General features: G+C 69.4%; 22 protein-coding genes. 11 read left to right on the top strand and 11 right to left on the bottom strand.

Annotated elements, in window-relative coordinates; genetic code table 11:
• Positions 1 to 112: 112 nt before the first annotated feature.
• The 6 genes from ACNJ7K_RS18045 to ACNJ7K_RS18020 are packed head-to-tail and all read right to left on the bottom strand — an operon-like array spanning position 113 to position 6,347.
• Complete coding sequence (locus ACNJ7K_RS18045; protein WP_487042026.1) at positions 113 to 1,120, bottom strand: zinc-binding dehydrogenase; 1,008 nt, start codon at positions 1,118 to 1,120, stop codon at positions 113 to 115.
• Entirely contained in the window at positions 1,096 to 2,685 is a 1,590-nt protein-coding gene (phnE, locus tag ACNJ7K_RS18040) for a phosphonate ABC transporter, permease protein PhnE (protein WP_159416912.1), read from the bottom strand. The genes ACNJ7K_RS18045 and phnE overlap by 25 nt, the downstream gene beginning before the upstream one ends.
• Entirely contained in the window at positions 2,682 to 3,494 is an 813-nt protein-coding gene (gene phnC, locus ACNJ7K_RS18035) for a phosphonate ABC transporter ATP-binding protein (RefSeq protein ID WP_120281174.1), read from the bottom strand. Before phnC ends, phnE begins: the two co-directional genes overlap by 4 nt.
• A gap of 2 nt (positions 3,495 to 3,496) precedes the next feature.
• On the bottom strand, positions 3,497 to 4,465 hold the full coding sequence (locus ACNJ7K_RS18030; protein ID WP_159416913.1) for a phosphate/phosphite/phosphonate ABC transporter substrate-binding protein: 969 nt from the start codon (positions 4,463 to 4,465) through the stop codon (positions 3,497 to 3,499).
• A gap of 39 nt (positions 4,466 to 4,504) precedes the next feature.
• Positions 4,505 to 5,176 (bottom strand): phosphonatase-like hydrolase, encoded by a 672-nt coding sequence (locus ACNJ7K_RS18025; protein WP_230792110.1) that lies wholly within the window; start codon positions 5,174 to 5,176, stop codon positions 4,505 to 4,507.
• Between the two features lie 40 nt (positions 5,177 to 5,216).
• A complete protein-coding gene (locus ACNJ7K_RS18020) occupies positions 5,217 to 6,347 on the bottom strand; it encodes a TIGR03364 family FAD-dependent oxidoreductase (RefSeq protein ID WP_230792109.1) in 1,131 nt (376 codons plus the stop codon).
• A 98-nt stretch (positions 6,348 to 6,445) separates the two neighbouring features.
• Here ACNJ7K_RS18020 and ACNJ7K_RS18015 point away from each other — a divergent pair, with 98 nt between their 5' ends.
• Positions 6,446 to 7,162: a GntR family transcriptional regulator gene (locus ACNJ7K_RS18015; RefSeq protein ID WP_230792108.1), complete on the top strand. Its 717-nt coding sequence runs from the start codon at positions 6,446 to 6,448 to the stop codon at positions 7,160 to 7,162.
• Between the two features lie 8 nt (positions 7,163 to 7,170).
• On the opposite strand, the gene ACNJ7K_RS18010 is transcribed toward ACNJ7K_RS18015, so the two are convergent.
• The 3 genes from ACNJ7K_RS18010 to ACNJ7K_RS18000 all read right to left on the bottom strand — a co-directional run bounded on the left by ACNJ7K_RS18010 (position 7,171) and on the right by ACNJ7K_RS18000 (position 10,515).
• A complete protein-coding gene (locus tag ACNJ7K_RS18010; protein WP_487042025.1) occupies positions 7,171 to 7,821 on the bottom strand; it encodes a response regulator in 651 nt (216 codons plus the stop codon).
• Positions 7,818 to 9,749 carry a sensor histidine kinase gene (locus tag ACNJ7K_RS18005; protein WP_487042024.1) on the bottom strand — a complete coding sequence of 644 codons (1,932 nt, stop codon included), beginning with the start codon at positions 9,747 to 9,749 and terminating at the stop codon, positions 7,818 to 7,820. Before ACNJ7K_RS18005 ends, ACNJ7K_RS18010 begins: the two co-directional genes overlap by 4 nt.
• A 70-nt stretch (positions 9,750 to 9,819) precedes the next feature.
• Entirely contained in the window at positions 9,820 to 10,515 is a 696-nt protein-coding gene (locus ACNJ7K_RS18000; protein ID WP_455409436.1) for a hypothetical protein, read from the bottom strand.
• A 622-nt stretch (positions 10,516 to 11,137) separates the two neighbouring features.
• Here ACNJ7K_RS18000 and ACNJ7K_RS17995 point away from each other — a divergent pair.
• Complete coding sequence (locus ACNJ7K_RS17995) at positions 11,138 to 12,736, top strand: FUSC family protein (RefSeq protein ID WP_258260795.1); 1,599 nt, start codon at positions 11,138 to 11,140, stop codon at positions 12,734 to 12,736.
• 39 nt (positions 12,737 to 12,775) lie between these two features.
• Here the strand turns inward: ACNJ7K_RS17995 and ACNJ7K_RS17990 are convergent, their stop codons facing one another.
• Positions 12,776 to 14,353 carry a hypothetical protein gene (locus ACNJ7K_RS17990; protein WP_487042023.1) on the bottom strand — a complete coding sequence of 526 codons (1,578 nt, stop codon included), beginning with the start codon at positions 14,351 to 14,353 and terminating at the stop codon, positions 12,776 to 12,778.
• A 326-nt stretch (positions 14,354 to 14,679) separates the two neighbouring features.
• Here ACNJ7K_RS17990 and ACNJ7K_RS17985 point away from each other — a divergent pair, with 326 nt between their 5' ends.
• A complete protein-coding gene (locus tag ACNJ7K_RS17985) occupies positions 14,680 to 16,152 on the top strand; it encodes an MFS transporter (RefSeq protein ID WP_487042022.1) in 1,473 nt (490 codons plus the stop codon).
• Here the strand turns inward: ACNJ7K_RS17985 and ACNJ7K_RS17980 are convergent.
• The gene (locus ACNJ7K_RS17980) at positions 16,139 to 17,791 is read right to left on the bottom strand and encodes a PucR family transcriptional regulator (RefSeq protein WP_487042021.1); all 1,653 of its coding nucleotides are present in this window, start codon (positions 17,789 to 17,791) and stop codon (positions 16,139 to 16,141) included. The genes ACNJ7K_RS17985 and ACNJ7K_RS17980 overlap by 14 nt on opposite strands.
• A 329-nt stretch (positions 17,792 to 18,120) precedes the next feature.
• Between ACNJ7K_RS17980 and ACNJ7K_RS17975 the strand changes: the two genes are divergently transcribed.
• The 8 genes from ACNJ7K_RS17975 (at position 18,121) to ACNJ7K_RS17940 (ending at position 24,890) form a co-directional block, all read left to right on the top strand.
• Entirely contained in the window at positions 18,121 to 18,570 is a 450-nt protein-coding gene (locus tag ACNJ7K_RS17975) for a GlcG/HbpS family heme-binding protein (protein WP_006552488.1), read from the top strand.
• A 40-nt stretch (positions 18,571 to 18,610) separates the two neighbouring features.
• Positions 18,611 to 19,330, top strand: a complete 720-nt coding sequence (locus ACNJ7K_RS17970) for an iron-containing redox enzyme family protein (RefSeq protein WP_006552489.1) — start codon at positions 18,611 to 18,613, stop codon at positions 19,328 to 19,330.
• Positions 19,331 to 19,414: 84 nt separating this feature from the next.
• Positions 19,415 to 19,801, top strand: coding sequence for a Rieske (2Fe-2S) protein (locus tag ACNJ7K_RS17965; RefSeq protein WP_050993526.1), 387 nt, complete (start codon positions 19,415 to 19,417; stop codon positions 19,799 to 19,801).
• On the top strand, positions 19,798 to 21,024 hold the full coding sequence (locus tag ACNJ7K_RS17960; RefSeq protein ID WP_487042020.1) for an NAD(P)/FAD-dependent oxidoreductase: 1,227 nt from the start codon (positions 19,798 to 19,800) through the stop codon (positions 21,022 to 21,024). The genes ACNJ7K_RS17965 and ACNJ7K_RS17960 overlap by 4 nt, the downstream gene beginning before the upstream one ends.
• Positions 21,021 to 22,475 carry an aldehyde dehydrogenase family protein gene (locus ACNJ7K_RS17955; protein WP_487042019.1) on the top strand — a complete coding sequence of 485 codons (1,455 nt, stop codon included), beginning with the start codon at positions 21,021 to 21,023 and terminating at the stop codon, positions 22,473 to 22,475. Before ACNJ7K_RS17960 ends, ACNJ7K_RS17955 begins: the two co-directional genes overlap by 4 nt.
• 39 nt (positions 22,476 to 22,514) lie before the next feature.
• Complete coding sequence (locus ACNJ7K_RS17950; RefSeq protein ID WP_006552493.1) at positions 22,515 to 22,871, top strand: Rieske (2Fe-2S) protein; 357 nt, start codon at positions 22,515 to 22,517, stop codon at positions 22,869 to 22,871.
• Positions 22,868 to 24,466 (top strand): gamma-glutamyltransferase family protein, encoded by a 1,599-nt coding sequence (locus ACNJ7K_RS17945; protein WP_487042018.1) that lies wholly within the window; start codon positions 22,868 to 22,870, stop codon positions 24,464 to 24,466. The genes ACNJ7K_RS17950 and ACNJ7K_RS17945 overlap by 4 nt, the downstream gene beginning before the upstream one ends.
• A complete protein-coding gene (locus ACNJ7K_RS17940; RefSeq protein WP_487042017.1) occupies positions 24,456 to 24,890 on the top strand; it encodes a RidA family protein in 435 nt (144 codons plus the stop codon). Before ACNJ7K_RS17945 ends, ACNJ7K_RS17940 begins: the two co-directional genes overlap by 11 nt.
• Positions 24,891 to 24,928: the final 38 nt, after the last annotated feature.

Here is a 24,928-nt window from a genome sequence, read left to right as displayed (position 1 = left end):
CCCTGCAGAGGGCCGCCGTGCCCAACCTCCCCCACGGTAGAAGCGGACGGCCCTCGGCGGTAAGGACCGAAGCGATCGGTGTCCGTGACCGAACCGAACGTCAGGAAACCCTCTACGGAGCCACCGCTGCCCGCAGGCCGCGTCCTCTGTGCAGGACTTCTCCCAGCGCAGCGAGGGGAACGGGCGCGTCGACGAGCTCGGCCCAGGGGTGGACGGCGACCGTGCGGGTCAGGAACGCCACGGCCTCGTGCAGGTGCCGGGGTTCGTAGTTGTGCACCCCGCTGATGGTGAGCCAGCCGCGCACGATCGCCTCCGGATCGACAGGGACTGCGGCGGCGGGAGCCACCGACCCGGCGAGGACGACGCGGCCACCGATGTCCAGGCGCGGTACGAGCGAGGCGATCGCCTCCGACGACCCGGAGAAGTCGAGGGCGACGTCCACGGGACCACCGTTGTCGGCGACCGCTCCGAATCGTCCGGCACACGCGGTGCGCCGGGGATCGACGTCGAGGACCACGACCTCGGCACCGGCCTCCGCACACATGGCCACGGCCGTGACACCGAGCATTCCGGCACCGCACACCACGACCCGGCGTCCTGCGAGGTCGCCGGCCGCGTCGATCACCGCGGCGGCTGTGGCGGTCGCGCACGCGGCGGGAGCTGCGACGACGTCGGGCAGCAGGTCCGGGACGGGCACGAGTTCCGTGCCCGCGGGCAGGACGATGTACTCGGAGTACGTTCCCGACAACGGCCACGGCCCGGTGAACGGTTCGTGACCGACCTTCGTCACCGATCTGCACTTGGCCGTGCGCCCGGATCGGCAGCGGTCGCAGTCGTGGCACACGCGCGTCACGCTCCACACGACCCGCTCCCCCACGTCCGAGGTGGCATGCGGGCCGACCGCGACGATCTCCCCGACCCCTTCGTGTCCGAGAACCGACGGCGCCGGGCCGCAGCGTCGTCCGGACACGGTGTGCAGATCGCTCCCGCACACCGTGGCGAGCCGGACACGGACGAGCACGTCACCGTCACGCAGGGCCGGTACCGGTACCTCTCGCATCTCGATGTCCACTCCCGTCCACACCGCTGTGCGGCTCACACGACCTTCGAGCGGATCCATCCCGACACCCTTTCGATGACGTACACGACGGCGAACACGATGACCACGATCGCACCGGCGAATTCGAAATTCAGCGTCCGGACCGCTTCGAAGAGAAGGAATCCCACGCCTCCCGCACCGACGACACCGAGAACGGTCGAGGTGCGGATGTTGACGTCGAGCAGGTACAGCGTCGAACCGACGACGGACGGAACCACCTGGGGAATCACCGCGGCGAACAAGGTCTTCCACCATCCGCCACCGACGGCGCGGACCGCGTCGAGCGGACCGGAGTCGATCTCCTCGACGGCGTCGGCGACGAGTTTGCCGAGGAATCCGACGGATCCGACGGCGAGCGCGCATGCACCGGCGACGGGGCCGAGTCCGATAGCGGCCACGAAGATCACCGCGAGGACGAGTTCGGGGACGGCCCGCACGACGAGGATCACGGCGCGTGCGGATGCGTATACGGTGGGATGCGGCGACACGTTGCCCGCAGCCAGGATTCCGAAGGGCAGTGACAGCGCCGCGCCCACGGCGGTCGCGACCGCACCGATCGCGAGGGTCTGCAGCACCGCGTCGGCGAGATCCCATCCCACCGCGGCGAAGTCCGGCGGCACGAGACGCGTGAAGACCTCGAGGGACGGACCGATCCACGTGAACAGCTCGCGCGGGTCGATACGGAGGGTGATCAGGGCGAGTACCGTGGCTCCGACGACGGTGGCCGAGAAGACGATACGTGAGACGCGTTCGCGTCCGGGACCGTTCGCGGAGGGGGTGAGCAGGGCGCGCCGGACGAGGATGGCGACGACCTCCATCGCGGCGATGATCACCAGGATCACGCACACGATTCCGAGCGCTCGTGGATAGACCAGTCCGCGCAGTGCGTCCTGCAGCGCGAACCCGATGCCGCCGGCACCGACGAAACCGAGGACGACGGAGGTTCGGAGGTTGATGTCGATGCGGTAGACGAAGTTCGCGGTCCAGGACGGAACGACCTGCGGCAGAACCGCGTTGATCATCTCGCGGACGTACCCGACGCCGGTGCTGCGCACGGCTTCCCGCGGCCCGGCGTCGGTCTGTTCGATCGCGTCGGCGAACAACTTGCCGAGCATGCCGATCGAATGGAGCGCGAGCGCGAGAACACCGGGGAGCACGCCGATTCCGAGTGCGCGGACGAACAGGACCGCGAACAGCAGGTCGGGCATGGCGCGGCAGAACGTGATGACGGCGCGGGCGATGCGATACAGCACCGGATGCGGTGTCGTGTTGCGTGCCGCGAGGAATGCGAGCGGAATCGAGGCGACCGCCGCGAGGACGGTGCCGAGCACCGCCATGAGCAGCGTCTCGAGGGCGAGGACACCGATGCGGCCCGGATCGTCGAGCCGCGGCGGCAGCATGCGTTCGATCAGGCCGGCCGTCGAATCGAGCCCGTCGAGCAGGGTCGCGGGCGCGAAGTCGATATACGCGGCCGACGCCAGGACGGCGACCGCGACGATCGCCCACCCGGCGGTGATCGTCCGCCGGCGGCCGCGACCGGCGTCGTGGGGAGTCGGCTCGGTGCGGGGTGGGGCGAGGATGCTCATGCCGACCCGGCTCCGAGCGGGTCGGAGGCGGGCTCGACGCGCCGGTAGATCTCCATGGCCTCGTCGCGCGAGAGACCGACCGCGGGGCGATCGAGCACTTTGCGGCCGTCGCGCAGACCGACGATGCGGTGTGCCCACCCGAGTGCGAGGTCGACCTGGTGCAGAGTGCACACGACGGTGAGCTTGTCCTCCATGCACACCCGGAACAGCAGGTCCATGACCACGCCGGCGTTCTCCGGGTCGAGGGAGGCGACGGGTTCGTCGGCGAGCAGGACCGTGGGCCGCTGCATGAGGGTCCGCGCGATCGCGACGCGCTGCTGCTGGCCTCCCGAAAGCGTGTCGGCGCGCCGGTCCGCGAGGTCGGCGAGACCGACCCGGTCGAGATGCTCCCGCGCCTCGACACGCATGGCCTTCGGGTAGGTGAGTGCCCCGTAGCGGGGCAGCGACAGTCTGCCCAGTCCGCCGATGAGTACGTTCTCGAGGCAGCTGAGCCGTCCGACCAGATTGAACTGCTGGAAGACGAATCCGACGTTCCTGCGCAGCGACCGCAGTTCACGGCGCGACGCGAGATCGACCCGCGTCCCGGAGACGTCGATGCTGCCCTCGGTGACGGGGTGCAGACCGTTCAGGCACCGGAGGAAGGTCGACTTCCCCGAGCCGGACAGGCCGAGCAGCACGACCAGTTCGCTGCGGTGGACGTCGAGATCGACGCCGGACAGCGCGGTGGTGGTGCCGAATTCCTTGGTGACACCGCGGGCGGAGAGAACGAGATCGTCGCCGGCGACCTGGTGGGTGGGATCGATGTTCATCGTCAGCCCTTGCACTTCTCGGAGCCGGTGATCTCGCAGACGTGGCGTACCCCGTCGTAGTCGGCGTCGGTCGCGGGCACGACACCCCAGGCACGTTCGTCGGTGATGCGGCATTCGCCGTCGCAGTATCCCTGTGCGCGCAGGTAGTCGGCGTTGCCCTTCTCGGTGAGGATGCCGGCGAGTCGTTCGACGACCTCGGTGCCGAGGGAATTGTCGCCGACGAACAGGGATCCGGCGATCGTCTCGGATTCCCAGACCTTCTTCAGTTCGCCTTCCCGGAGGTCGCCGCTCTCGATCATGGTCTTGTCGACCATGGTGTCGAACGCGAAGCCGGCGTCGCAGTCGCCCGCTGCGATCGCCAGTGCGGAGGCGTCGTGTCCGCCGGCGTAGACGGGGGTCAGGCCGGCGACGAGATCCTGCTCGGTTCCCGATCCGACGACTCCCGCTTCGATGAGTCCTGCCGAGGGGTACAGGAATCCGGACGTCGAACCGGGATCGACGAAGCACACGTCCTTGTCCGCGAAGTCCTCGATACTGTCGATCCCGGAGTTGCCGGACTGCGTCAGACCGTAGGAGCGGTAACCGGGTTCGGCGCTCGGATCCTGCACCACGGCGCCGAGCGGGGTGGTGTCGGCGCCGTTGAGCTGTGCGACGACGTACGCGAAGGGACCGAAGAAGGCGAGATCGACGTTGTCGGCGATCATGCCTTCGACCACGCCCGCGTAATCGGAGGCCTGGACGAACTCGACGGTCGATCCGGTCTCGTCCTCGAGCATCTTCAGCAGCGGTTCGTAACTCGCCTTCAGGTCGGACGAGTTCTCGGCCGGAATCGCACCGAGCGTGAGGGTTTCCGGGAAGCCTTGTTCGGTGAGCGCGTCGGGATCCGAACCACCGCAGGCTGTCAGGGCGAGGGTGAGTCCGGCGGCGAGACCGGCACAGGCAACGGCGCGCCGGGACGACAGGGAACGCATGGGGGGATGTCCTTCGTGTCGGGGGTCAGGCGTCGGGGGTCAAGCGAGGAGCAGAGCAGGCAGATCGGCGATCGAGTCGAGAACGTGTGTGGCTCCGGCTTCGCGGAGCGTCGCCTCGTCGTGGGCGCCGGTGCGGGTTCCGGCGACGACGGAGGCGCCGGCACGCAGACCGGACAGGATGTCTCCTGCCGTGTCCCCGACGACGGCGACGTCACGGACGTCGTCGGTACCGGTGCGCAGCAGGGCGGTGAGGATCATGTCGGGGTAGGGGCGTCCGCGACCGGCGTCGGCGGGCGTGAGAGCGAGGTCGGCGAGGTCGCGCCAGCCGAGTGCATCGAGCAGCCTGTCCTGGGTGGATCGGCTGAATCCGGTGGTGAGTACGACTTTCACGCCGGCCTCACGCAGCTGCGTGATCGACTTCTCGGCGCCGGGGACGGCGGAGACGTCGCCCTGGTCGACGAATCGTTCGTAGGCGCGTTCGAAGGCGTCGTTGGCGATCCGGGCACGTTCGTCGCTGCCGAACAGTGCGCGGAATACGACGATCTTCGACTGCCCCATGGTGTCGAGGACGTATCGGCGTGCGTCGTCCCGGTCCGGGCCGCTCGCGGGAAGGCCGACGGCGGTGGCCGCCTCGTCGAATGCGCGAACGACGAGTCCGTCGTCGGCGACGGTGGTTCCGGCCATGTCGAGCACGGCGAGTCGGATGGTCATGTTCTTCTCCAAGGGTTTCGGGGCGTCCCGTTCCGGGATGTCAGAGGCCGAGAAGGTCGGCGGTCTCCTCGCCGAGATAGGGGCCGAGGGTCATACCGCGGCCACCCGGACCGGCGACGACCCACACGTCCTCGTCGGCCTTCGTGCGGTGCACGAGCGCCGTGGGGTCGATGCACTGGCTGTACACACCGGCCCAGCGCCGGACGACGCGCGGCAGTCGGCGGCCGAGGAACTCCTCCGTCACTGCGACGAGGTGGTCGTAGGGTTCTTCGTCGACGTCGAAGTCGAACGGCTCGTCGTAGGCGTGGGTGTCGCCGATGGTGAGGCCGCCGTGCAGGCGCTGGACGCACAGCAACTGCATGCGATGCCGTGCGGCGACGGGTCGTTGCTCTTCGGAGGCGGTGAGGTCGTCGAGGGCGGTACCGGCGAATCCCGGGTAGTAGCGCAGGCTGTCGCCGTCGGCGATCGACGTGGTGAGGTCTTCGCCGAGCGGTGCGGTCTGCATCATCTGCAGCCGGACCCTGCGCAACGGCAGGTCGCCGGCGAGGTCGCGGGCGAGGCCACCGAGTGTCGCGCCGGGACAGACGAGAACGAGGTCGGTCTCGTGCACGGTGCCGTGGTCGTCGCGCACCTTCACGGTCCCGTGGGGCGTGCGGGAGACGTCCCGGGCCTCGGTGGACGGCAGGAACCGGTAGCGGCCCGAGGTGGCGAGATGTTGCCGGATCGCCGGGAGCGCGATGCGGGATTCGACGGTGGCGTCGGTGCTGCAGTGCAGTGCCGCGAGGAACTTGCCGCGTAGCGCGGGGTTACGGCGGCGCGTCTCGTCCGCATCGAGCAGGGCGAATCCCCGTCGCTGCGCGTCGTCGCGTGCGATCGCTTCCTCGGCGACGGCGACCTCGGCGTCGGTGCGCAGCAGCGTCAGCGAACCGTTCGCTCGGAAACCGACGTCGGGAACGCGGGCGCCGAGGTCCTCCCACAGCTCGCGGGACCGCAGGGTGGCGTCGAGTTCGCCGCGTGTGCGGCCGGAGACCCAGACGAGTCCGAAGTTCCGCACGGTGGCGCCGCGCGCTTCCGGTTCGCGTTCGAGGTGCAGGACGTCGTGTCCGCGACGGACGACGGCGTCGGCGTGTGCGGTGCCGAGGATGCCGCCACCGATGATCAGGATTCGCATGGGGACGACAGTGGCGGATGGTCTAGACCATATGGGGATGGTTCGGCGAACGCCCGGTGAACAGTTGGTATAGACCGGAATTCGGTTACGCTGGATGTGTGGCCACCGTCGTTCGCGAAACGCGCACCCTCAAGCACCAGGTCGTGCGCCGCCAGGTCGAGTGCCTTCTCGACCAGCTCAGTGTGGGAGATCAGGTCCCCTCCGAGCGCGATCTCGCCACCCGATTCGACGTCGCCCGCGAAACCGTCCGTCAGGCATTGCGAGAACTGCTCGTCGACGGCCGCATCGAAAGGCGGGGGCGCAGCACCGTCGTCGCCGGACCCAAGATCGTCCAGCCCCTCGTCATCGGTTCCTACACCGAGGCCGCCCTGCTCGAAGGGCGCAGTGCCGGACGTGTGCTCGTCGCGTGGACCGACCTCGTCGCCGACGACGAACTGGCCTGCCGCCTCGGTCTCGAACCCGGCGATCCCGTCCTCGAACTCGAACGCGTCCTGCTCACCGACGGAGTGCATGTCGGGCTCGAACGCACGCGCCTTCCCGCACACCGCTTTCCGGATCTGCGCCGCACGCTGGATCCGTCGTCGTCGCTGTACGCCGCGATCCGTTCCTACGGAATCACCTTCGCGCGGGCGGTCGAGCGGATCGAGACCACACTGCCGGATGCGCGCGAGGCGGCGCTGCTCGACGCCGACACCCGCACACCGATGCTGCTGCTCGAGCGGATCTCCTACGACGAGAACGACGTCCCGATCGAGCATCGCCGGTCGCTCTACCGCGGCGATCGGATGTCGTTCGTCACGACCGTCACTCCCTGAGCGGCAGATCAGTCGACGCCCAGGCCTGCTTCCCGCGCACGGACGATCGCGCTCGCCCGGTCGGCCGCACCGATCTTGCCGAGGATGTTCGATACGTGGTTGCGCACCGTCTTCTGGCTGAGCACGAGCCGGCGGGAGATCGCGGCGTTGTCGAGTCCGCGGGCCACGAGGTCGAGGATCTCCCGCTCCCGTTCGGTCAGATCCGGGAAGGCCGCCGATGTGTTGCGGGAGGTCGCGACCGCTGCAAGGGCTTTCGCCGCGACCGCCGCACCGACGATCATCTCGCCGTCGGCCACGGCCCGGATCGCCCGTTCGACCCCCGACGGATCGGCCCCCTTGACGAGATAACCCGACGCACCGGCACGGATCGACGCGACGAGGATGTCCTCGTCCTCGTACATCGTGACCATCAGGATCCGGGTGCCCGGCGACTTCCGGAGGATGCTGCGGGTCGCGTCGATCCCCGACCCGTCGCCGAGTTCGATGTCCATGAGCACGACGTCGACATCGCCGGTCACGACCTCGAGCGCCTCCCCCACCGAACTCGCCTGGCACACGACGTCGATCCCCTCGAGCGTGCCGAGCAGTGCCGCCATACCGAGGCGGAAGACGGGATGGTCGTCGACGACCGCAACGCGTATCGCTCCGTTGTCGCTCATGATTCGGACCAGGGTAGCCGGGCCCGCACCACGACACCGCGCGGGTCGCCGGGTTCGATACCCACTGTTCCTCCGACCTCCCGGGCCCGTTCCCGCATGCTCTGTGTCCCCACACCGACGCGTACGTCGGCCGTCAGTCCTCGTCCGTCGTCGACGATGTCGAGGACCAGCACGTCGCCCTCCGCCGCGACCCGCACGGTGCACTCGTCGGCACCGGAATGCCGTCGTGCGTTGATGATCGCCTCGGAGGCGATGCCGTAGGCGGCCCACGCGATCGGGCCGGACATCCCGGCGGGGAGGTCGGACCGCAGGTCGACGCGGAATCCCGCGCGGGCGTGGGTGATCACGAGTTCGTCGAGTGCGGCGGTGAGGCCGAGTTCGTCGAGGACCGGGGGCAGCAGACTGCGCGACAGTTCGCGCACACCGTCGACCTGCCGGTCGAGTTCGCGGAGCAGTTCGTCGACGAGTCCGGCCGCGGCGTCCGGGTCGGTGGTGACGAGATTGCGTGCGCCCTGCAGGCCGAGCCGCACCCCGGCGAGCGACGGGCCGAGGCCGTCGTGCAGTTCGCGGCGGATGGTGCGGCGTTCCTCGAGTCTCACCTCGGTGAGGCGGCGACGTGCTTCTTCGAGGTCCTCGGCCGACCGCAGGACGACGAGCCCGGCGTCGACGACGGTCGCGAGTTCGGTGAGCGCCCGCCTGCTGCGTGTCCCGAGCGATTCGCCCGGGGGTGCGGTGACGGCGAGGGTGGCGTCGCCGTCACCGACCGGCACCTCCTCGACGGGTCCGGTCGCGGTCCCCCAGCGTGCGATCACGTCGCCGCCGCGGCGCACCTCGACCGATTCGAGGCGCAGTGCGGTACCGATGCCGGCGGCCAGTTCGCCCAACAGCAGGTCGGGCGAAGCGGCACCGGCGAAGTGCCGCCCGAGGATCCGCACGGCGCGTGCCGGATCGACGCCGTCGCCGTAGACGAGGCGGTGCACCTTCCGGTCGAGCCACATCCGCGCGGGTTGCACGGCCAGTGCGACGGCGGTGGCGGCGACCGCCTGGGCGAAGACAGATTCGTTCGGAAGCACCAGCGACACTGCGACCGTCACCGCGAGATAGCAGGTGACGAGCACGGCGGTGAGACTGCCGGCGAGCGCGGCGCGACCGACCGCGAGGTCTATGCCCCAGAGTCGTTGGCGCAGAACGACTGCGAGGATCGCGACGGGATAGAAGGCCTGCGTCGCGAGGTGGAGCAGCGGTGTGAGCATCCACGGCACGTCCGGGACCGCCAGGGGGATGTACGAGGCCGTCATCAGAGCACTGCCGAGCGCGAGCCATCCCGTCCCGGATCGTTCGCCCGCCGGGGCGTGACGGCGACGCCACTCGACGTGCCCGGCGGTCAGGAACCCCACGGCCACAACGGGTCCGACGAACCAGATGTCGGCGATGTCGGTGAAGGTGCGGGCCCAGAAGAACCAGGCGATCGTCAGGACGCCGACGCCGATCCCGGCGCGCACCACGGGATCGGCCCGACGGTCGCGGACGAGCCACGGCACCACCAGGAACAACGCGAGTGTCCCGGGGATCCAGGTGGTGTTCTGCAGCGGACCGAGGAATCCGACGGGCAGTTCGGGGCGGACGAGGGCGAGCTGGGTCCAGCTGTAGGACATCGCTGCCACACCGACGCCGATCGACGCGACGGCCAACAGGATCGGCACGGCGTGGACCCGGCGGGCGAGGACCACGCCGGCGACCGTCCCGTAGACGGCGGCTCCGACGATGTCGACGAGGAAGAACAGCTGGTCGGAATCGAGCGCGGGCCGTGCCGCGACGAACACGACGACGGCCGCGACGGCGAGCAGCCAGGAGGCGACGGCCACGACGGCGGCGGGTACCGGAGCCCCGGTACCCGCCGATCCGTTCGTCGCGACTGCGTCCTTCATGGTGCGGTGAGTATGCACCACTGTGTCCTTGATGCGGCAGGTATACGCCGCTGGGCCGCTCGCAGTGGCACTAACGTGCACGCCGGTCCGCGAGGGCGAATCCGACTCCGGCCACCAGCACCCACACCGGGCCGGTGAAGCCCGCCATGTACTGCAGGGGGGAGATGCCGAGGAGCAGTGTCAGGCCACCGAGAACGATGCTCGCCCAACCGATCCACCGGGGCGCCGCGCGGTGCCGCAGGGCCGCCACCGCGACCGCGACACCGCTCACGCCGGCACCGATCCACAGCCACGGGATGGTGCCCATCCAGTGCGAGGCGAAGACCGCCACCTCGGGCACCATCCGATCGGTGTTGCCGAGACCGAACAGCAGCTCGGTGTCGAGTCCGGTGCCCATGAGGGTCGCGACCGAGGTGAGCACGAGGCCGAAGGCCGCGACCGTCGGCACGAGGCTGAACTCCGGAGTGCCGGCGCGCAGCCGGCGCTGCAGTCCGGCAGCGAAGACGAGCAGCAGCGTCGTCGACACCATCAGCGTCAGGTGCATGACGAGCATGGCCGTGCGCTGCCCGGCGAACTCGGTCATGATCGCCATCGCGTTGCCGGCGGTGCGCTCGTTGTACGCCGCGCCCATCGCCATGCTCGCCTGGATGCCCACGACGCCGGCGAGTCCGGCGACCGCACCCGTCCACGCCCAGAGCGAACCGGGGCCACGACGGTCGGGCGCGATCGGCGCAAGGGGTTCGGTCTCGGTGCCGAGAGTGTTCATGAGGGTCCCTTCGGATCGGTGCGACGCCCTGCGCGTCGTGGAAGGAACGATCCGGTGCCCGGTGTCCCGGGTGGAAGGGACGGCTGTCCCGACCTTCCGGGATCACAGTTCGCGCTCTCCCGGACAGGCACCGTGTGCCTACCACAACCGAGGGGAGGTTGTGTGCGATTCTCCCGACGAAAACGCGCACAACCTCCCCTACGACCGGAGGATGTCGACGCGGACATTTTCCGGGCTGCCGGATCCGCGTCGCCCCGAATTCACTCAAGGATTTCGGGTGCGGCGCTCGTCCGCCGAATGAAGAGCGGCGACGGATGCGAAGGCCGCAGCCAGTACCAGTAACAACAGCACAACATTGAGTGTCATGGAATGTCCTTTCACGGGGCCGGGCGAATTTCCCCCGACTTCGAAACAGGCGCTCCCCTCTTCTATCCCATTTACGAGAAACATGCGAGTCGACGCATTTTCCACCGGCGAATTCGATACGTTCGCAATTCGAACGCCGCGGAATTCCGGGTCGAATATTCCGTCGGAGAATGCGGCGGATCAGCCCAGTGACCTGCGCCTCATGCGCGTCTGCCGACGATGAGCAGTGCCCCGTCGGTTCCTAAGGTGATACGACGTGGCGGAAGCGAGCGGAGATCATCGGGTCGTCGACCTGCCGCTGCCCACGCCCGTCCCGTTGCGGACGGCGATGCTGTCGGTTCCCCGGCAGGGACGCCGGTGGCCCGGCGCCGCGCGCGCAGCCGCCACGGTCGCGGTACCCGGTCTCGTGGGCGTCGCTCTCGGATCCGGCGCGGTCTCCGCCATCGCCACGCTCGGGGCCTTCGCCGTCGTCTACGGCGAGCAACGCCCCTATCGCGTCCGTGCCCGAGCGGTTGCCGTCATCGGGACGGTGCTCGTGACACTGGCGACGATCGGCGCCCTCGCAGGCTCGGTCGTCCACCACGAGCTGGCCACGGGCGGGTCGGCGTGGTGGTACCTGCTGGTCGTCGCGGCGATGACCGCGACCGTCGCGGGGTGCGCCTTCGTCGTCGACGCGCTGCGGATGGGTGCGCCCGGCGCCTTCCTGATGTTGTTGTCCCTCGAGATCGCGTCCGCTCTCCCCGCGCTGGGAGTGTCCGTCCCGACGGTCTCTGCCTGGACGGCGATCGGCGCGGGGACGGCCGTCGTGGTCTCCCTGTCCGGCGCCCCGTTCCGGCCGCGAACTCCGGAACGCACCGCGGTGGCCGCTGCGGTCGCCGCCGTCGACGCGGTCCTCGAGGAGAACTCACCCGGCAATCGCCGCGCCGCGGTCCACGATCTACACGCGGCCTGGCAGTGCCTGCACGACGCCGGCCTCGTCGATTCGGGGCATCCGCTGGAGCAGACGCTGCGCGCGGCGCACCTCCGATGTGCGGAGACACTGGACGAGCGCCCGCGGGACGAGGCGGTTCCCGAGGACGATCTGCGACTGCGGACCCCGCTGCGACGCCCCTCCGTGCGGTACCGCCTCGCACGCGCCGCGCACCTGCGCAGCCGGTCGGCGACGATCGCCGTGCGCCTGCTCGTCGCGGGGCCTGTCGCCGGGACGATCGCCATCGCGCTGGGCGTCGGACGCCCCGACTGGGCGGTCATCACGGCCGCGATGATCCTGCATCAGGGACCGGATCGGATCCTCGGCTCCTACCGGGCGGCGCACCGCTTCCTCGGCACCGTGCTCGGGCTCGTCCTGGTGGCCTGCCTGACGCCCTTCCATCCCGGTGGGGTCGTCCTCGTCGTGGTGCTGGCCGCGGTGATGGCCGGCACGGAGATGTTCCTGGTGCGGAACTACGGCCTGGCGATGGTCTTCATCACCCCGCTCGTCGTCGTCCTCGGCGGGTTGGGCGCCCCCGGCGATCTGGTGACGGTCGCGCGCGACCGGTTCCTCGAAACCGTCGTCGGCGTCCTCGTCGCGCTCGCGGTGCTGTGGGGCGTACTTCCCCGGGCCCACCGCCGTGTCCTCGACTTCGCCGACGGCCGCGTCCGCGACGCCGTCACGAGGATCGCCGCGTCGACGGACGCGCGCGAACTGCCCGAACTGCGCCGCGACCTCGAGTTCGACCTGCACGCCTCCACCACCGCGGCCGTCATCGCCGCGCACACCGAGCCGGCGTGGACCCGGGAACGCTGGACCGAACATCGCCGACTCCACGAACTCGGCTACCGGATCCTGACCCTGCCGGAACGACCGGGCCCCTGAAGCAGGGACCCGGTCGCTTCGTCGGAACACGCGCCGTCGTCAGAACACCAGGACTGCGAAGACGGTCGAGAGGATCAGCCCCGCCATCACCGGCAGGAAGCATTTGCGGGCGAGATCGAGCACGGGCACCCGGGCGAAACCGGCCACCGCGACCAGCGAGGACCACGCGATGATGACGCCGCCACCGGCCCAGATGTTACCCATCTGACCGATCGCCGCGAGCGTCGAGGGGTCGACGTCGACGGCTGGTCCGAGAGCACCCGACAGCGCACCGGTGAGGGGAAGCCCGCTGAATCCGGACCCGTCGAGCCCCGCGACGAGGCCGATGAGCAGGATGCCGAAGGACGTGATGAAGGCGTTCTGCGGGAGGTGCGACTGCACCGTGGTTACCAGGTCGAACAGGATCGCCGGGCCCGCGGCGTCGGCGGAGATGCCGAGGATCGGTCCCGCAAACTCCGGATTGCCGATGAAGAAGAAGCCGGCGATCGGGAGGACGCAGCCCATGGCCTTGAAGGCGAAGACCAGGCCGTCGACGAGATGGTCGGAGGTGGTCTCGAGGAAACCTCCGCGGTCGGTCGACGCTGCGGCAGCGAAGAGGATCAGCGCTGCGATCCCACCCACGATCGCGGCGGCGTCACCACCCTGCAGCGGCGGCACGACCTCGGTGAACTTGCCCAGCATCAGGTAGACGATGAATGCGAGGTAGGCGAGCGGCACAAGCATCGCGAACGCCTTCGCGGTACCGCGGCGTTCCTTCTCCGCCTCGGCGTCGGGGTCGGCGATCGGGTCGGACGGCGCCACGAGCACCACCGTGGCCGTCGCCGCCTGCTCTCCGCCGCCGCTGGGGCCACCGGCCGGTTCCGGCCGACGCGGAGGACGGGAGCCACCCCCGCCACCCGAGGAGTCGTCACCACGGGTGTCGCCGATGCCGCGGTCGGCTGCGGCCTCCCACTCGACGAGGAGGTCGGGGGACGGCGCGCGCCAGTGCCGCTTCTGCACGAGGTAGGTGATCAGCAGAGCCGTGCCGCCGACGATCAGGGACAGGACCATGGCCTTGTCCGCGACGGCGTCGGCCTCGACGCCGGCCGCCGATGCGGAGATACCGGGCGCCACCTTGATGATGTAATCCGAGGACAGTGCCATGCCCTGACCGCAGATCGCGATGACCATGCCCACCGACAGCGGGGACATGCCCGCGCGGATCGCGACGGGGATGAGCACCGCGCCGACGAGGGGCACGGCCGGGGTGGGCCAGAAGAACAGGGAGATCACGTAGGTGACCGCGGCGAGGACGAGGAAGCTGCTGGTGCCCGCACGCATGACCCGCCGGAACGGCGCGACCATCATCCGGTCGGCGCCGAGCTGGCGCAGCGCGCCGAGCATGGCCGTGACCATCGCGATGATGAGGAAGATGTTGAACAGTTCCTTCGCCGCGACGAGGCTCGCGTTGAAGATGGCCGACAGTCCCGTGACGATGCTGCCGGAGAACGTCAGTGCGGTCAGGAAGGTTGCGACGACTGCAGGAACGACGATGTTCTTCCGCAGGGCCATGGTGGCCAGGATGACGAGGATGCCGGCCAGGTAGACCCAGTGCGCGGCGGTGAGTTGTACGTCCAAGGCGATTCCTTCGACAGGGGGTGGAACGAGTCGGGCTGTGTTCGTGGACGGTGAATGGGAACTCGATGTATTGGGGGAACTTTCCGCTACGGCCCGTGCTCGGTCAACGAGAACGGTGCACAGTGCCCGCCACGCTAGTTGTGCACTGTGTTCCACTTTTGCGATTTCGTGACGACGAAGCGCTCCGGTGTGAAATATTGCTACGAACATGTGTCGCGCGCCCCGCGCCGCCCTCACGACGTCGTCGAATGTGCACCCTGCACCGGTTCCCCCGGATCCGATGTGCACCTTCACTCCGCGATGGCGATGCATCCGACGGTAGCGCAGTGCGAAAGTGGTTCGACGGCACGAACCGTGCCGCGCAGTTCCCCGAGGTTCCGGAGAGTTCGATGACCACTCGCACCGATACACCGGCAGCGCCGGCAGCCGAGACGGATACGGGCACTCCCCTGGCCCTGTCCGCACTGCTCGCCGGAACCCTCGTCGGGACATTGAGCAACAACATCATCAATGTCCCACTGCCACAGATACTTTCCGACTTCGACGCAAGCCTCGAAGACGGCGCACTCCTGGCCGTCGGATTCCTTCTCACTTTTGCTGCGACAATGCCCCTTGCAGGGTACATCGGCGACCGATACGGTCGGCGTCGCGTCTACTGCGGTGCCCTGCTCGGCACCGCTATCTGTGCTGCCGGAGCGGCGACGGCGCCGACCCTCGAGATCCTCGTGGCCTGGCGCGCCCTCGGCGGAGTCGCGGCCGCCGCATTCGCCCCCGCGGTCATGGGATTGATCGCATGGCTGTTCGGTGCGCACCGGCGCGCACGCGCGGTGAGCGCGTGGGCCACCGTCAACGGACTCGGTCAGGCCATCGGCCCCACCCTCGGCGGTTTCGTTGCGGGACATTGGGGTTGGCGATGGGTTTTCGTCCCGATGATCCCGATTGCACTGATCGGGCTCGCCGGAACGCTGCGCTGGATCCCGATCTTCCCCGGACGCAGGATGACCCTCGACGTGCCCGGTGCGATCGCACTGACGCTCGGCTCTGCCGGAGTCGTGCTGGGACTGAGCATGTTCGGGCAAGCGGGTGTTCCCACGTCCGTCGCGGGGATCGCCCTGGCGGTCTCGATCGTCGTACTGGTCGGTTTCGTCGTGCACTGCCTGCGCGCGGCCGTGCCGTTCGTCGACGTCCGGTTGCTGGTCGAGAGCAGGTTTGCACGGAGCGCGGCCGCCGCCTTCGCGCAGATGTTCTGCCTGGGCGCGGCTCTGCTGGCGGTGCCGCTGCGGTTGCACGCGACGGGTGCGTCGACTGCCACGGCCGGGGCGATCCTGTTCGCGTTGCCTGCGGTCATGGCGGCCCTCGCGCCGGTGGTCGGCCGCACCGTCGATCGCGTCGGCGGACGGCGCATGTTGCGGGCGGGACTGGTGGTGCTGCTCGTCGGTCAGATCGCGCTCGCCGTCGTCCTCTCGGCGGACGAACCGCGGCTGTGGCTCGTGGCGACCGTCCTGGCGATGACCGGTGCCGGCATCGCCGCCGTACAGACCCCCGCAGCGGCCGGCTCGACGCGGTCCCCGGCCGGCGAGCGCGGGACGGGTCTGGGGGTATTTAACCTGATCCGCTTCGGCGGCTCGGCTGTCGGGGCCGCGTGGGTGACCGTCGCGCTCGGTTCGTGGACGGTGGGACCGCTCTTCGCGGTGTGCGCCGTGGTCGTGTGCGCGGGGTTCGCCGCGTCGTTCCTGGGGGCCGACCCCGAGGAGCACGCAGCGACCGGCTCCGAGTCGACCGCCCTCAGCGGTAGTTGATCTCGTTCTCGACCGAGGTACGCAGCCGGTCGAGAAGCTCGAGGCGGACGGCGAGCCAGGCCGTGAACTGGTTCTCCGGCAGCCGGACGTCCATCCCCATCGCCCGGGAGATCCGGTCCAGCTTCGACAGCATCGTGTTGCGGTGGACCGACAACTCGCGCGCCGCCGCGTTGACGTTCCCGCCGGCCGCCAGATAGGCCAGCAGGGTGTCGTACAGGTCGGTGCCGGGCTTGAGCGACCCGAACACGTCGCCGACGAATCTGCGGCTGCGATCGGTCTCAGCGACCAACTCGAGGACGCCGTAACCCCGCAGGTCGCGGTAGGCCACCGAACCCGACATCCCGAGCCGCTGCCCGATGCCGAGCGCCACGCGGGCCTGCCGGTAGCTCTCCCGGATCTGGTCCGCGCCGACTGCCGGAGCGCCGTGGGCGACGGGCACCGGGCGCACGCGTCGGCGGGACAGGTCCTGCGACACCGCGTCGGCGTACTCGGCGATCTCGAGTTCGACGTCGCGCGGGTCGCGGTAGCGGAGCGACCGCACCACCACCAGGACGTCGCCGATCACCGTGACGTACGAGCGCACCGACGGGTGGGGCAGGACGCTGGCCGCGTACCGGGCCAACCGCAACAGTCCACCGGATTCGTCGCCGCCCGGACCGGCCGGGTTCTCCCCGTAACCGGGCGCGACGAAAACCGCGAACGACGAGGTGAGATCGATGTCGTGGTACTCGGCGCGCGCCTGCATGTCGTGCTGGCTGGTGAAACTGCCGTGCACCAGCGCCTGCACGAAATCGCCACGGGCCCGTTCCTCGGCCTCGTCGACGCTGCGTTGCCGCAGCATCTCCGAACCGATGATCGCCGTCGCCTGTTCGGTGACGACCGCGTGCTGGGCCAGCTCGTGCGGCCCGGGAGACGCACCCGAGGCGAGAACGACCACCCAGCCCTCGAACCGTTTGCCGAGCCGGATGGTGCTCGCCGTGCACGTCCAGGGTGTGCCACCGACGACCTCCTCCAGCACGCGGGTGTCGTGGTGGGCGTGACGCTCCGCGGCCGTCACCGTCGACAGCTGCTTGTGCAGGATCTCCGAGATCTCTTCCGCCCGAACAGCATCCACGCCGTGGAAGGCGACGGCTTGACCACGCGCGTCGAGCGCGATCGCCGGATGCTGGGCGAGCGCCGAGACCTCCTTGACGAGCAGGTTCAGTCCCGCGCCGCGGTGCAGCAGACCGGCGAGCGTCGAGTGCACGTGCGCGGAATAGCGCATGACGTGCACTTCCTGCATCAGCGACCGCTCGGCGAGCAACCGGTTGAGTGCCGCGAATCCGACGGGCAGGTCGAGTTCGATCACCACCAGTCCCGCCGGCCAGGACATTCCGGCGGGCACCGCGCCGTCGACGATCAGAGCCGCCGCGTCGCGGGCCGCGAGCGCGGACAGGGCGTGCGCGCTGTCCGCCAGTGCCTCCGGCCGCATGTACACGGCGACGCCGGTGAGATCGTCGAATCGGCCGACGACCTCGCCGAACGGCAGCACCCAGGTGAGCGCCCGGTCGAGATCGGCCTCCCGATCCACGACCCGGGCGCCCTCCATGAGCGGTTCGTCGAGCAGTCCTCGGACTGTCAGACGCGGGCTCGATTCCATGGGGACCTGCTTCCATCGGGAGCATCGGCGGGCCGTGAGGGGGGTGGACCCGTCGACACCGTGGCGGTGTGCACTTTCTACACCAGATACCAGAGTCATGCGTCCCAGACACATGTGCACTGTGTACACCGAATCCCGAAAACGACGGTGATCCTGACCGTCCCCATCGGCGCACGGCCCTGTTAGAAATGAGCCACGCCGGACACAACGCTCCACCGCTCCGGCACCCGCCGACACTTCAGCGACGCGGCATCGGCGGGACGCACACGGATCCCGACGCGGACCAGGAATCGTCCGACTCTCCGACCCGACTTCGAAAGTGGAGACCAATGCATCGAATCCACCGCATCACCCTCGACGACGCACTCCCCCTGCTGGCCGCCGGCCGCGCGAAGGCCGAGGAGATCGGCGTGAAGCAGACCCTCTGCGTCTGCGACGAGAGCGCGAACGTCATTGCTCTGCACCGGCTTCCCGGCGCCCGCCTCACCGGCGTCGAGATCGCCATGGCGAAGGCGTTCACCGCCGCCGGCCACGAGCGCGCCACCCACCTGTTCAACGAGGGTCCCAACGGACCCGCCCTCCCCGGCAACGAAGCGTTCGGCATCAGCCACATGCTCCCCGGGAAGTTCGCGATCTTCGTCGGCGGCTTCCCCCTCGTCTACGACGGACAGATCGTCGGCGCCGTCGGCATCAGCGGCGGCAACGGCGAGCAGGACAAGGCGGTCGGCGCCGCCATGATCGCCGAATTCGAAGCCCTGACCTCCGCGATCAACGCCTGATCGCATCCCCCGCACGACCTCCTCATCGAAAGGCATCATCATGACCGAACTGCTCGGACGCGACGAATTCCGCGCCGCACTCGAAGACGCCATCAAGGGACGCGAGGCGAAGAACGCATCGTTCAGCAAGGCGTGGGCCGAGGGCAAGCTCGAGAAGCACCACTTCGCCCGGTGGGCCGAGAACCACTACCACTACGTCGGCCCCTTCGCCGACTACCTGGCGAACATCTACTCCAACACCCCCGATCACTTCACCGACGCCAAGGACTTCACCCTCCAGAACATGTACGAGGAGGAGCTGGCCGACATCCGGCACACCGACCTGCTCATCAAGTTCGCCGAGGCGTGCGGCACCACCAAGGAGCGCGTCGAGGATCCGAACAACATGAACGCGGTCACCCGCGGACTGCAGGCCTGGTGCTACGCCGTGTCGCAGCGCGAACACTTCGTCGTCGCCACCGCCGCCCTGGTCGTGGGCCTCGAATCCCAGGTGCCGAGCATCTACAAGAAGCAGATCGTCCCGCTCCGCGAGGTGTACGGCTTCACCGAGGACGAGATCGAGTTCTTCGACCTGCACATCACCTCGGACGTGGTGCACGGTGAGCGCGGCTACCAGATCGTCCTGGACTGCGCCGACACCCCGCAGCTGCAGCAGCGCTGCCTGCAGCTCGTCCGCTGGGGAGCGGAGATGCGTTTCTCGTACACGAAGGGCCTGTACGACACGTACGTCGCCCCCGATCTGGAGCTGGCGTCCGCCTGATCCGATGCGCGGGAGCGGAAGTCGCTCGCGGCTTCCGCTCCCGCTCTCGCACACGAGCGAAGGAGAAGCATGTCCACCGAAATCATGGGCAGCGGGACCGCCGGCACCGACACCGCCGCGGAGTCCCCGACCTGGGTCGCCGTCGCCACGGTGAAAGAGGTGACCCGCCGCCGCAAACTCCGCGTGGAGGTCGACGGCCTCGCGATCGCACTGTTCCATGCGAACGACCGCATCTACGCCTTCGCCGACCTGTGCATCCATCAGGACCGTTCGCTCGTGAAGGGCACGCTCCTGCACGGCCGGGTCATCTGCCCCGGCCACCAGTGGCGCTTCGATCTCGAGACCGGATACGAAGAGGACCAGGACCTCTGCCAGCCGGTCTATCCCGTCCTCGTGCGCGACGAGACCGTCCTCGTCGACCCCACCCCGCGTCCGGCACCGGCCGCATCCGGAAAGGAGTGCACGGCATGACCGTTCGCACCGTAGTCACAGTGGGCGCCGGCCAGGTCGCCGCCGTCGCCGCACGCACCCTGCGTCGCCGCGGCTTCGACGGACGCATCGTGTTGCTCGGCGACGAGCAGCACGCCCCTTACCAGCGCCCACCCCTGTCGAAGGAATTCCTCGCGGGCCGCGAAGGAGTCGATTCCCTCGCACTACTGACCCGGAAATGGCTCGACGCCAACGACATCGACATCCGTACCGGTGTGTCGGTGCAGCGCATCGACACCGCGACCCGCACGGTCGAGTTCGACGGCGGCGAGATCGCCGCCGACGCGATCGTCCTCGCCACGGGCGGACGCCCCCGCACCCTCGCCACCACCGGTTCCCGGCCCGATCTCGTCCACTACCTGCGCACTCTCGACGACGCGACCGCCCTCGCAGCCCGTCTGACCCCGGGTTCGAGCCTCGCGATCGTCGGCGGCGGCTTCATCGGACTCGAGATCGCCGCGACCGCACGATCTCTCGGCGTGACGGTGACGGTCCTCGAACAGGCCGAGCACCTCCTCGGAGGCATCCTCGGCGAGCAGGTCGGCCGGCACTGCGCCGATCTACACCGCCGCAACGGTGTCGACCTGCGCACCGGCACGGGCGTCGCGTCGGTGACCACTTCCGATCGCGGTGTGCGGATCGAGACCACCACCGGCGGGGTCGTCGAGGCCGACGCCGTGGTCGTCGGCATCGGGATCGTCCCCAACACCGACATCGCGGCGGCGAGCGGACTCGCCGTCGACGGCGGGATCGTGGTCGACGCCACCGGGCGCACCTCGGTCGAGAACATCTACGCGGCAGGCGATGTCGCGAAGCGGTTCTCCCCCCGTGAAGGCCGGCACGTGCGCGTCGAACACTTCGACAACGCGAACCGCCAGGCCGCGGTCGTCGCCGACACGATCGTCGGACGGCAGTCGCTCTCCGACGACCCGCACTGGTTCTGGTCCGATCAGTACGACACCAACATTCAGTTCGCCGGATCGGCGTCCGGAACAACCGAACTCGTCGTCCGCGGTGACACCGACAGCGGAGAGTTCTCGGTCTTCTACCTCGCCGGCGACGTTCTGACCGCGGCCTTCGCGATGGACCGCGGCGAGGACATCATGGCGGCCCGCGAACTCGTCGGCCGCAGGGTCGACGCAGCGCTGCTCGCCGACGAGGACACCGATCTGTGGGAGATGTACGAGGAGGTCGAGCCCGCATGACGATCACCGGACTGAACCACATCGACGGCAACTGGGTACCGACCGCCTCCGGCGCGGTCTTCGAACGCCGCAACCCCGCCGACGAGACCGACCTGATCGGCACCTTCCCGGACTCCGACGCCATCGACGTCCGCAACGCCGTCGACGCGCTCGACAAGGCCGCACCCGAATGGGCCGCCACCCCGCCCGAGCGTCGCGCCGCGATCCTCGAGGCAGCCGCCGACCATCTCGCCGCACGCTCGGCCGAACTCGTCGACGAACTCATCCGCGAAGAGGGCAAGACCCGCGTCGAGGCGTCGATGGAGGTGAGCCGCACCCCCATGAACCTGCGCTTCTACGCAGGCGAGGCACTGCGCGCCACCGGTGCGACCTTCCCGGCACCGGGCTCCACGACCATCTACACCGTGCGCGAACCGATCGGGATCGTCGGTGCGATCACGCCGTGGAACTTCCCGCTCAACATCCCCTCCCGCAAGCTCGGGCCCGCGCTCGCCGCCGGCAACACGGTACTGTTCAAGCCGTCCGAGATCACCCCACTGATGGGTCAGCGACTCGTCGAGGCCCTGCTCGCCGGTGGCCTGCCCGCCGGCGCGATCGCGCTGGTCCAGGGCGACGGCAAGGCCGGTGCGGCGGTGTCCGGCGACGAGCGGATCGCCGCGGTGACCTTCACCGGGTCCACCGAGGTCGGACGCGCCATCCACCGCAGCGTCGGCCCCGACCGGCGCGTACAGCTGGAGATGGGCGGTAAGAACCCCGTCGTCGTCCTGGACGACGCCGACCTCGACGCGGCGGCCGCACTGATCGTCAAGGGCGCCTTCGGATTGTCGGGCCAGGCGTGCACCGGCACCAGCCGGGTCGTCGCCGTCGACGCGATTTACCACGAACTGCTCGAGAAGGTCGCCGAACGCACCCGCGCCCTGCGGGTCGGACCGGGTTCGGGTGCCGCCGTCGATGTCGGCCCGCTCGCGAGTCGCGGTCAGCTCGACAAGTTCCTCGAGTACGTCACCATCGGCACGGACGAAGGCGCACGGCTCGTGTGCGGCGGCGGGCGGTGCGAGGACGACGCGCTGCGAGACGGATTCTTCGTGCGGCCCACGATCTTCGCGGACACCGCCCCGGGGATGCGCCTGCTCACCGACGAGATCTTCGGCCCGGTCCTGGCCTTCCAGCGCGCCGGCTCCTTCGACGAGGCACTCGCCCTGGCGAACGACACCGCCTTCGGGCTCAGCGCCTCCGTCGTGACCCGGAGTCTCTCCGCCGCACAGCGTTTCATCGCCGGGTCGCGGACCGGGCTCGTGAAGGTCAACCAGCCCACCACGGGAATGGCCATGAACGCGCCGTTCGGCGGCTACAAGCAGTCGAGCACGCAGACCTTCAAGGAACAGGCCGGCCCCACGCTCATGCAGTTCTACCAGTCCGAGAAGACCGTCTACCTGTCCCCCGACGCCTGACCGGCGACACCGACCCTCGACAAGCCTGGAGGAAAGACCATGGAGTTCAAGCGAGTGGCCCGATCCGGGCAGGTGCCCGAAGGCATCGTCCGCCGGTTCTACGCCGAGGACTACGAGTTCGCCATCTCCCGACTGGACGGCAAAGCGTACGCGACGTCCAACTACTGCTCACACCTCGACTGCCTGCTGTCGTCCGGCAAGCTCGTCCAGGACGGCATCGGATGCTCCTGCCACGGAAGCGCATTCGACCTCGAGACCGGTGAGCCGATCTGCCCGCCGGCCACCGAGCCCATCAAGACCTATCCGTGCGAGGAACGCGACGGCGAGATCTTCGTCGGGATCGACCCCGCCGAGCCGCCGGAAGGACCCCGTCGACGTCGGATGCGGTCGGCATGACGCGGCGCGCGACACGACCGGCGACGCTCGCGACCGGAGGCATGGTCGCGTCGAGTCATCCGCTCGCGAGCCTCGCCGGGGTCCGCGTCCTCGAAGACGGCGGCAACGCCGTCGACGCGGCCCTGGCGATGGCAGCGGTCACGTGGCTGACCCTGCCCGGGCAGTGCGGCATCGGCGGCGACGCGTTCGCCGTGGTCCGCGAGCCCGACGGGTCGGTGTGGACCGTCAACGGCAGTGGTTACGGACCCGACGGCGGCACACCGGATTTCTACCGGGAACGGGGACTCGACGCGATCCCCCTCGACGGGGCGCTCGCCGTCGCCGTCCCCGGCGCGCCCGCCGCGCTGGCCGCACTGCACCGGCGGGGAGCGAGCAGGTCGCTGCCCGAACTGTGGGCACCGGCAGCCCGGATCGCCGAGAGCGGTCTGCCGTGTTCGGCGAAGACCCGGACCGACGTACAGACCGCCCTGCATGCGATCCGCGGCGACACCGGACTCGCCTCGGTGTACACACCGGGCGACCGGGTCCCGCGCCTCGGCGACGTGCTTCCCCAGCCCGACCTGGCCCGCACGATCCGTGCCCTGGCCGAGGATCCGGGATCGTTCTACACCGGCACGCTCGCCGAACGCTGCGTGGCTGCGCTGCAGGGGGGCGGAGCACCGTTCAGCGGTGACGAATGGCAGGCCGGGGCGTCGGTGGACGCGGAGGCGGCGCTCACCGGCAGCTATGCGGGGCACGTCCTGCACCAGACCCCCCTCCCCACACCGGGATGGATGGTGCTGCACCAGGCCGCCCTGTGCGACGACGCACTCGGGACCCACCCCGTGCTCGGTGCGGCGTCGATCGACCGCATGGCCCGCGCGGCCACCGCCGCCTTCGAAGACAGGCTCCGCTGGTGCTCGTCGGACAACGACGGGGTCGCACGGGTGCTCGATCCCGCGAACATCGCAGCGGGTCGCGCACGGATCGACGGGCGTGCACCGGCCGAGGCGTTCACCGTCTCCGCCGGGGACACGACGTCGTTCGTCGCCGTGGACGTCGAGGGGCGGGCGGTGTCGTTCATCCATTCGCTGGCGTTCACCTTCGGAGCGAAGCTCACGGTGCCCGGGACGGGCATCGTGCTCAACAACCGGCTCGGTCGCGGTGCCTACCTGATCGACGGCCATCCGAACGAGGTGGCGCCGCGCCGCAAGCCCCTGCACACGCTCAACGCGTGGATCGTCACCGATTCGGCGGGCGAGCTGCGGCATGTGGGCAACACACCCGGCGGCGACGGGCAGGTGCAGTGGAACATGCAGCTGCTGTCGCACCTGCTCGACCACGGTCTCGACCCCCAGGAAGCGGTCTCGGCGCCGCGCTTCACCGTCTTCCCGGGATCGGACGCCGATGTGCTCGGCGAACCGACCGCGTTGCGGATCGAAGGCGACGTCGCCGACGGCGTGTGCGACGAACTGCGCGAACTCGGCCACCAGGTGGAAGTCCTCGAACCGCTGGGTGCCGAGGGCAGCGCGCAGGTGATCTCGATCGACGACCGCGGAGTGCTCTCCGGCGGCAGCGATCCACGACAGGAGGGGGTGGCTCTGGGTGTCCTCTGATCCTGCAGCTGCTGTTGCACCGCGTCCGCAGGGTCGGTACGTCCCGGCCGTGCTGGCCGGCGACACCGTCCGCACAGCGGGCATGACACCGCGTCGAGACGGCGAACTGATCTTCACCGGACGGGTCGGTGCGGAGGTCACCGTCGAACAGGCCCGGGCCGCCGCGGTCGTCGCGGTGGGCAACGCGCTGGCGGCGATTCGCGCGACGCTGCCGGAGGGCACGTCGTTCCGGCCGGTCGAGATGGTCGTCTACGTCGCGAGCGCGCCCGGTTTCGTCGATCTGTCGGTGGTCGCGGACGGCGCGTCGGACGTGATCGAACGCGAACTCGGTGTGGACGCACTACCGGCCCGCACCGCCGTCGGCGTCCACACCCTGCCCGGTGGGGCACCGCTCGAGATCGCGCTGACCGCCGTCCGCGGATAGACGGAGGTCCACAACCGAGAAACGAGGCTCACAATCCT

Origin of the sequence: Rhodococcus shunpengi, assembly GCF_048381395.1 — a bacterium.
GTDB lineage: Bacteria > Actinomycetota > Actinomycetes > Mycobacteriales > Mycobacteriaceae > Rhodococcus.
This window is presented reverse-complemented; position numbering and strand designations above follow the sequence as displayed.

Coding starts and splice junctions, on each gene's coding strand:
- ACNJ7K_RS18025 (WP_230792110.1), bottom strand. CDS start 5,176: ATGACCATCCGACTCGCCGTGCTCGACATGGCCGGAACCACCGTCGCC.
- phnE (WP_159416912.1), bottom strand. CDS start 2,685: ATGAGCATCCTCGCCCCACCCCGCACCGAGCCGACTCCCCACGACGCC.
- ACNJ7K_RS17945 (WP_487042018.1), top strand. CDS start 22,868: ATGACGCGGCGCGCGACACGACCGGCGACGCTCGCGACCGGAGGCATG.
- ACNJ7K_RS18005 (WP_487042024.1), bottom strand. CDS start 9,749: ATGAAGGACGCAGTCGCGACGAACGGATCGGCGGGTACCGGGGCTCCG.
- phnC (WP_120281174.1), bottom strand. CDS start 3,494: ATGAACATCGATCCCACCCACCAGGTCGCCGGCGACGATCTCGTTCTC.
- ACNJ7K_RS17960 (WP_487042020.1), top strand. CDS start 19,798: ATGACCGTTCGCACCGTAGTCACAGTGGGCGCCGGCCAGGTCGCCGCC.
- ACNJ7K_RS18030 (WP_159416913.1), bottom strand. CDS start 4,465: ATGCGTTCCCTGTCGTCCCGGCGCGCCGTTGCCTGTGCCGGTCTCGCC.
- ACNJ7K_RS17975 (WP_006552488.1), top strand. CDS start 18,121: ATGCATCGAATCCACCGCATCACCCTCGACGACGCACTCCCCCTGCTG.
- ACNJ7K_RS17950 (WP_006552493.1), top strand. CDS start 22,515: ATGGAGTTCAAGCGAGTGGCCCGATCCGGGCAGGTGCCCGAAGGCATC.
- ACNJ7K_RS17980 (WP_487042021.1), bottom strand. CDS start 17,791: ATGGAATCGAGCCCGCGTCTGACAGTCCGAGGACTGCTCGACGAACCG.
- ACNJ7K_RS17955 (WP_487042019.1), top strand. CDS start 21,021: ATGACGATCACCGGACTGAACCACATCGACGGCAACTGGGTACCGACC.
- ACNJ7K_RS17965 (WP_050993526.1), top strand. CDS start 19,415: ATGGGCAGCGGGACCGCCGGCACCGACACCGCCGCGGAGTCCCCGACC.
- ACNJ7K_RS18045 (WP_487042026.1), bottom strand. CDS start 1,120: ATGGATCCGCTCGAAGGTCGTGTGAGCCGCACAGCGGTGTGGACGGGA.
- ACNJ7K_RS17970 (WP_006552489.1), top strand. CDS start 18,611: ATGACCGAACTGCTCGGACGCGACGAATTCCGCGCCGCACTCGAAGAC.
- ACNJ7K_RS18000 (WP_455409436.1), bottom strand. CDS start 10,515: ATGAACACTCTCGGCACCGAGACCGAACCCCTTGCGCCGATCGCGCCC.
- ACNJ7K_RS18020 (WP_230792109.1), bottom strand. CDS start 6,347: ATGCGAATCCTGATCATCGGTGGCGGCATCCTCGGCACCGCACACGCC.
- ACNJ7K_RS18010 (WP_487042025.1), bottom strand. CDS start 7,821: ATGAGCGACAACGGAGCGATACGCGTTGCGGTCGTCGACGACCATCCC.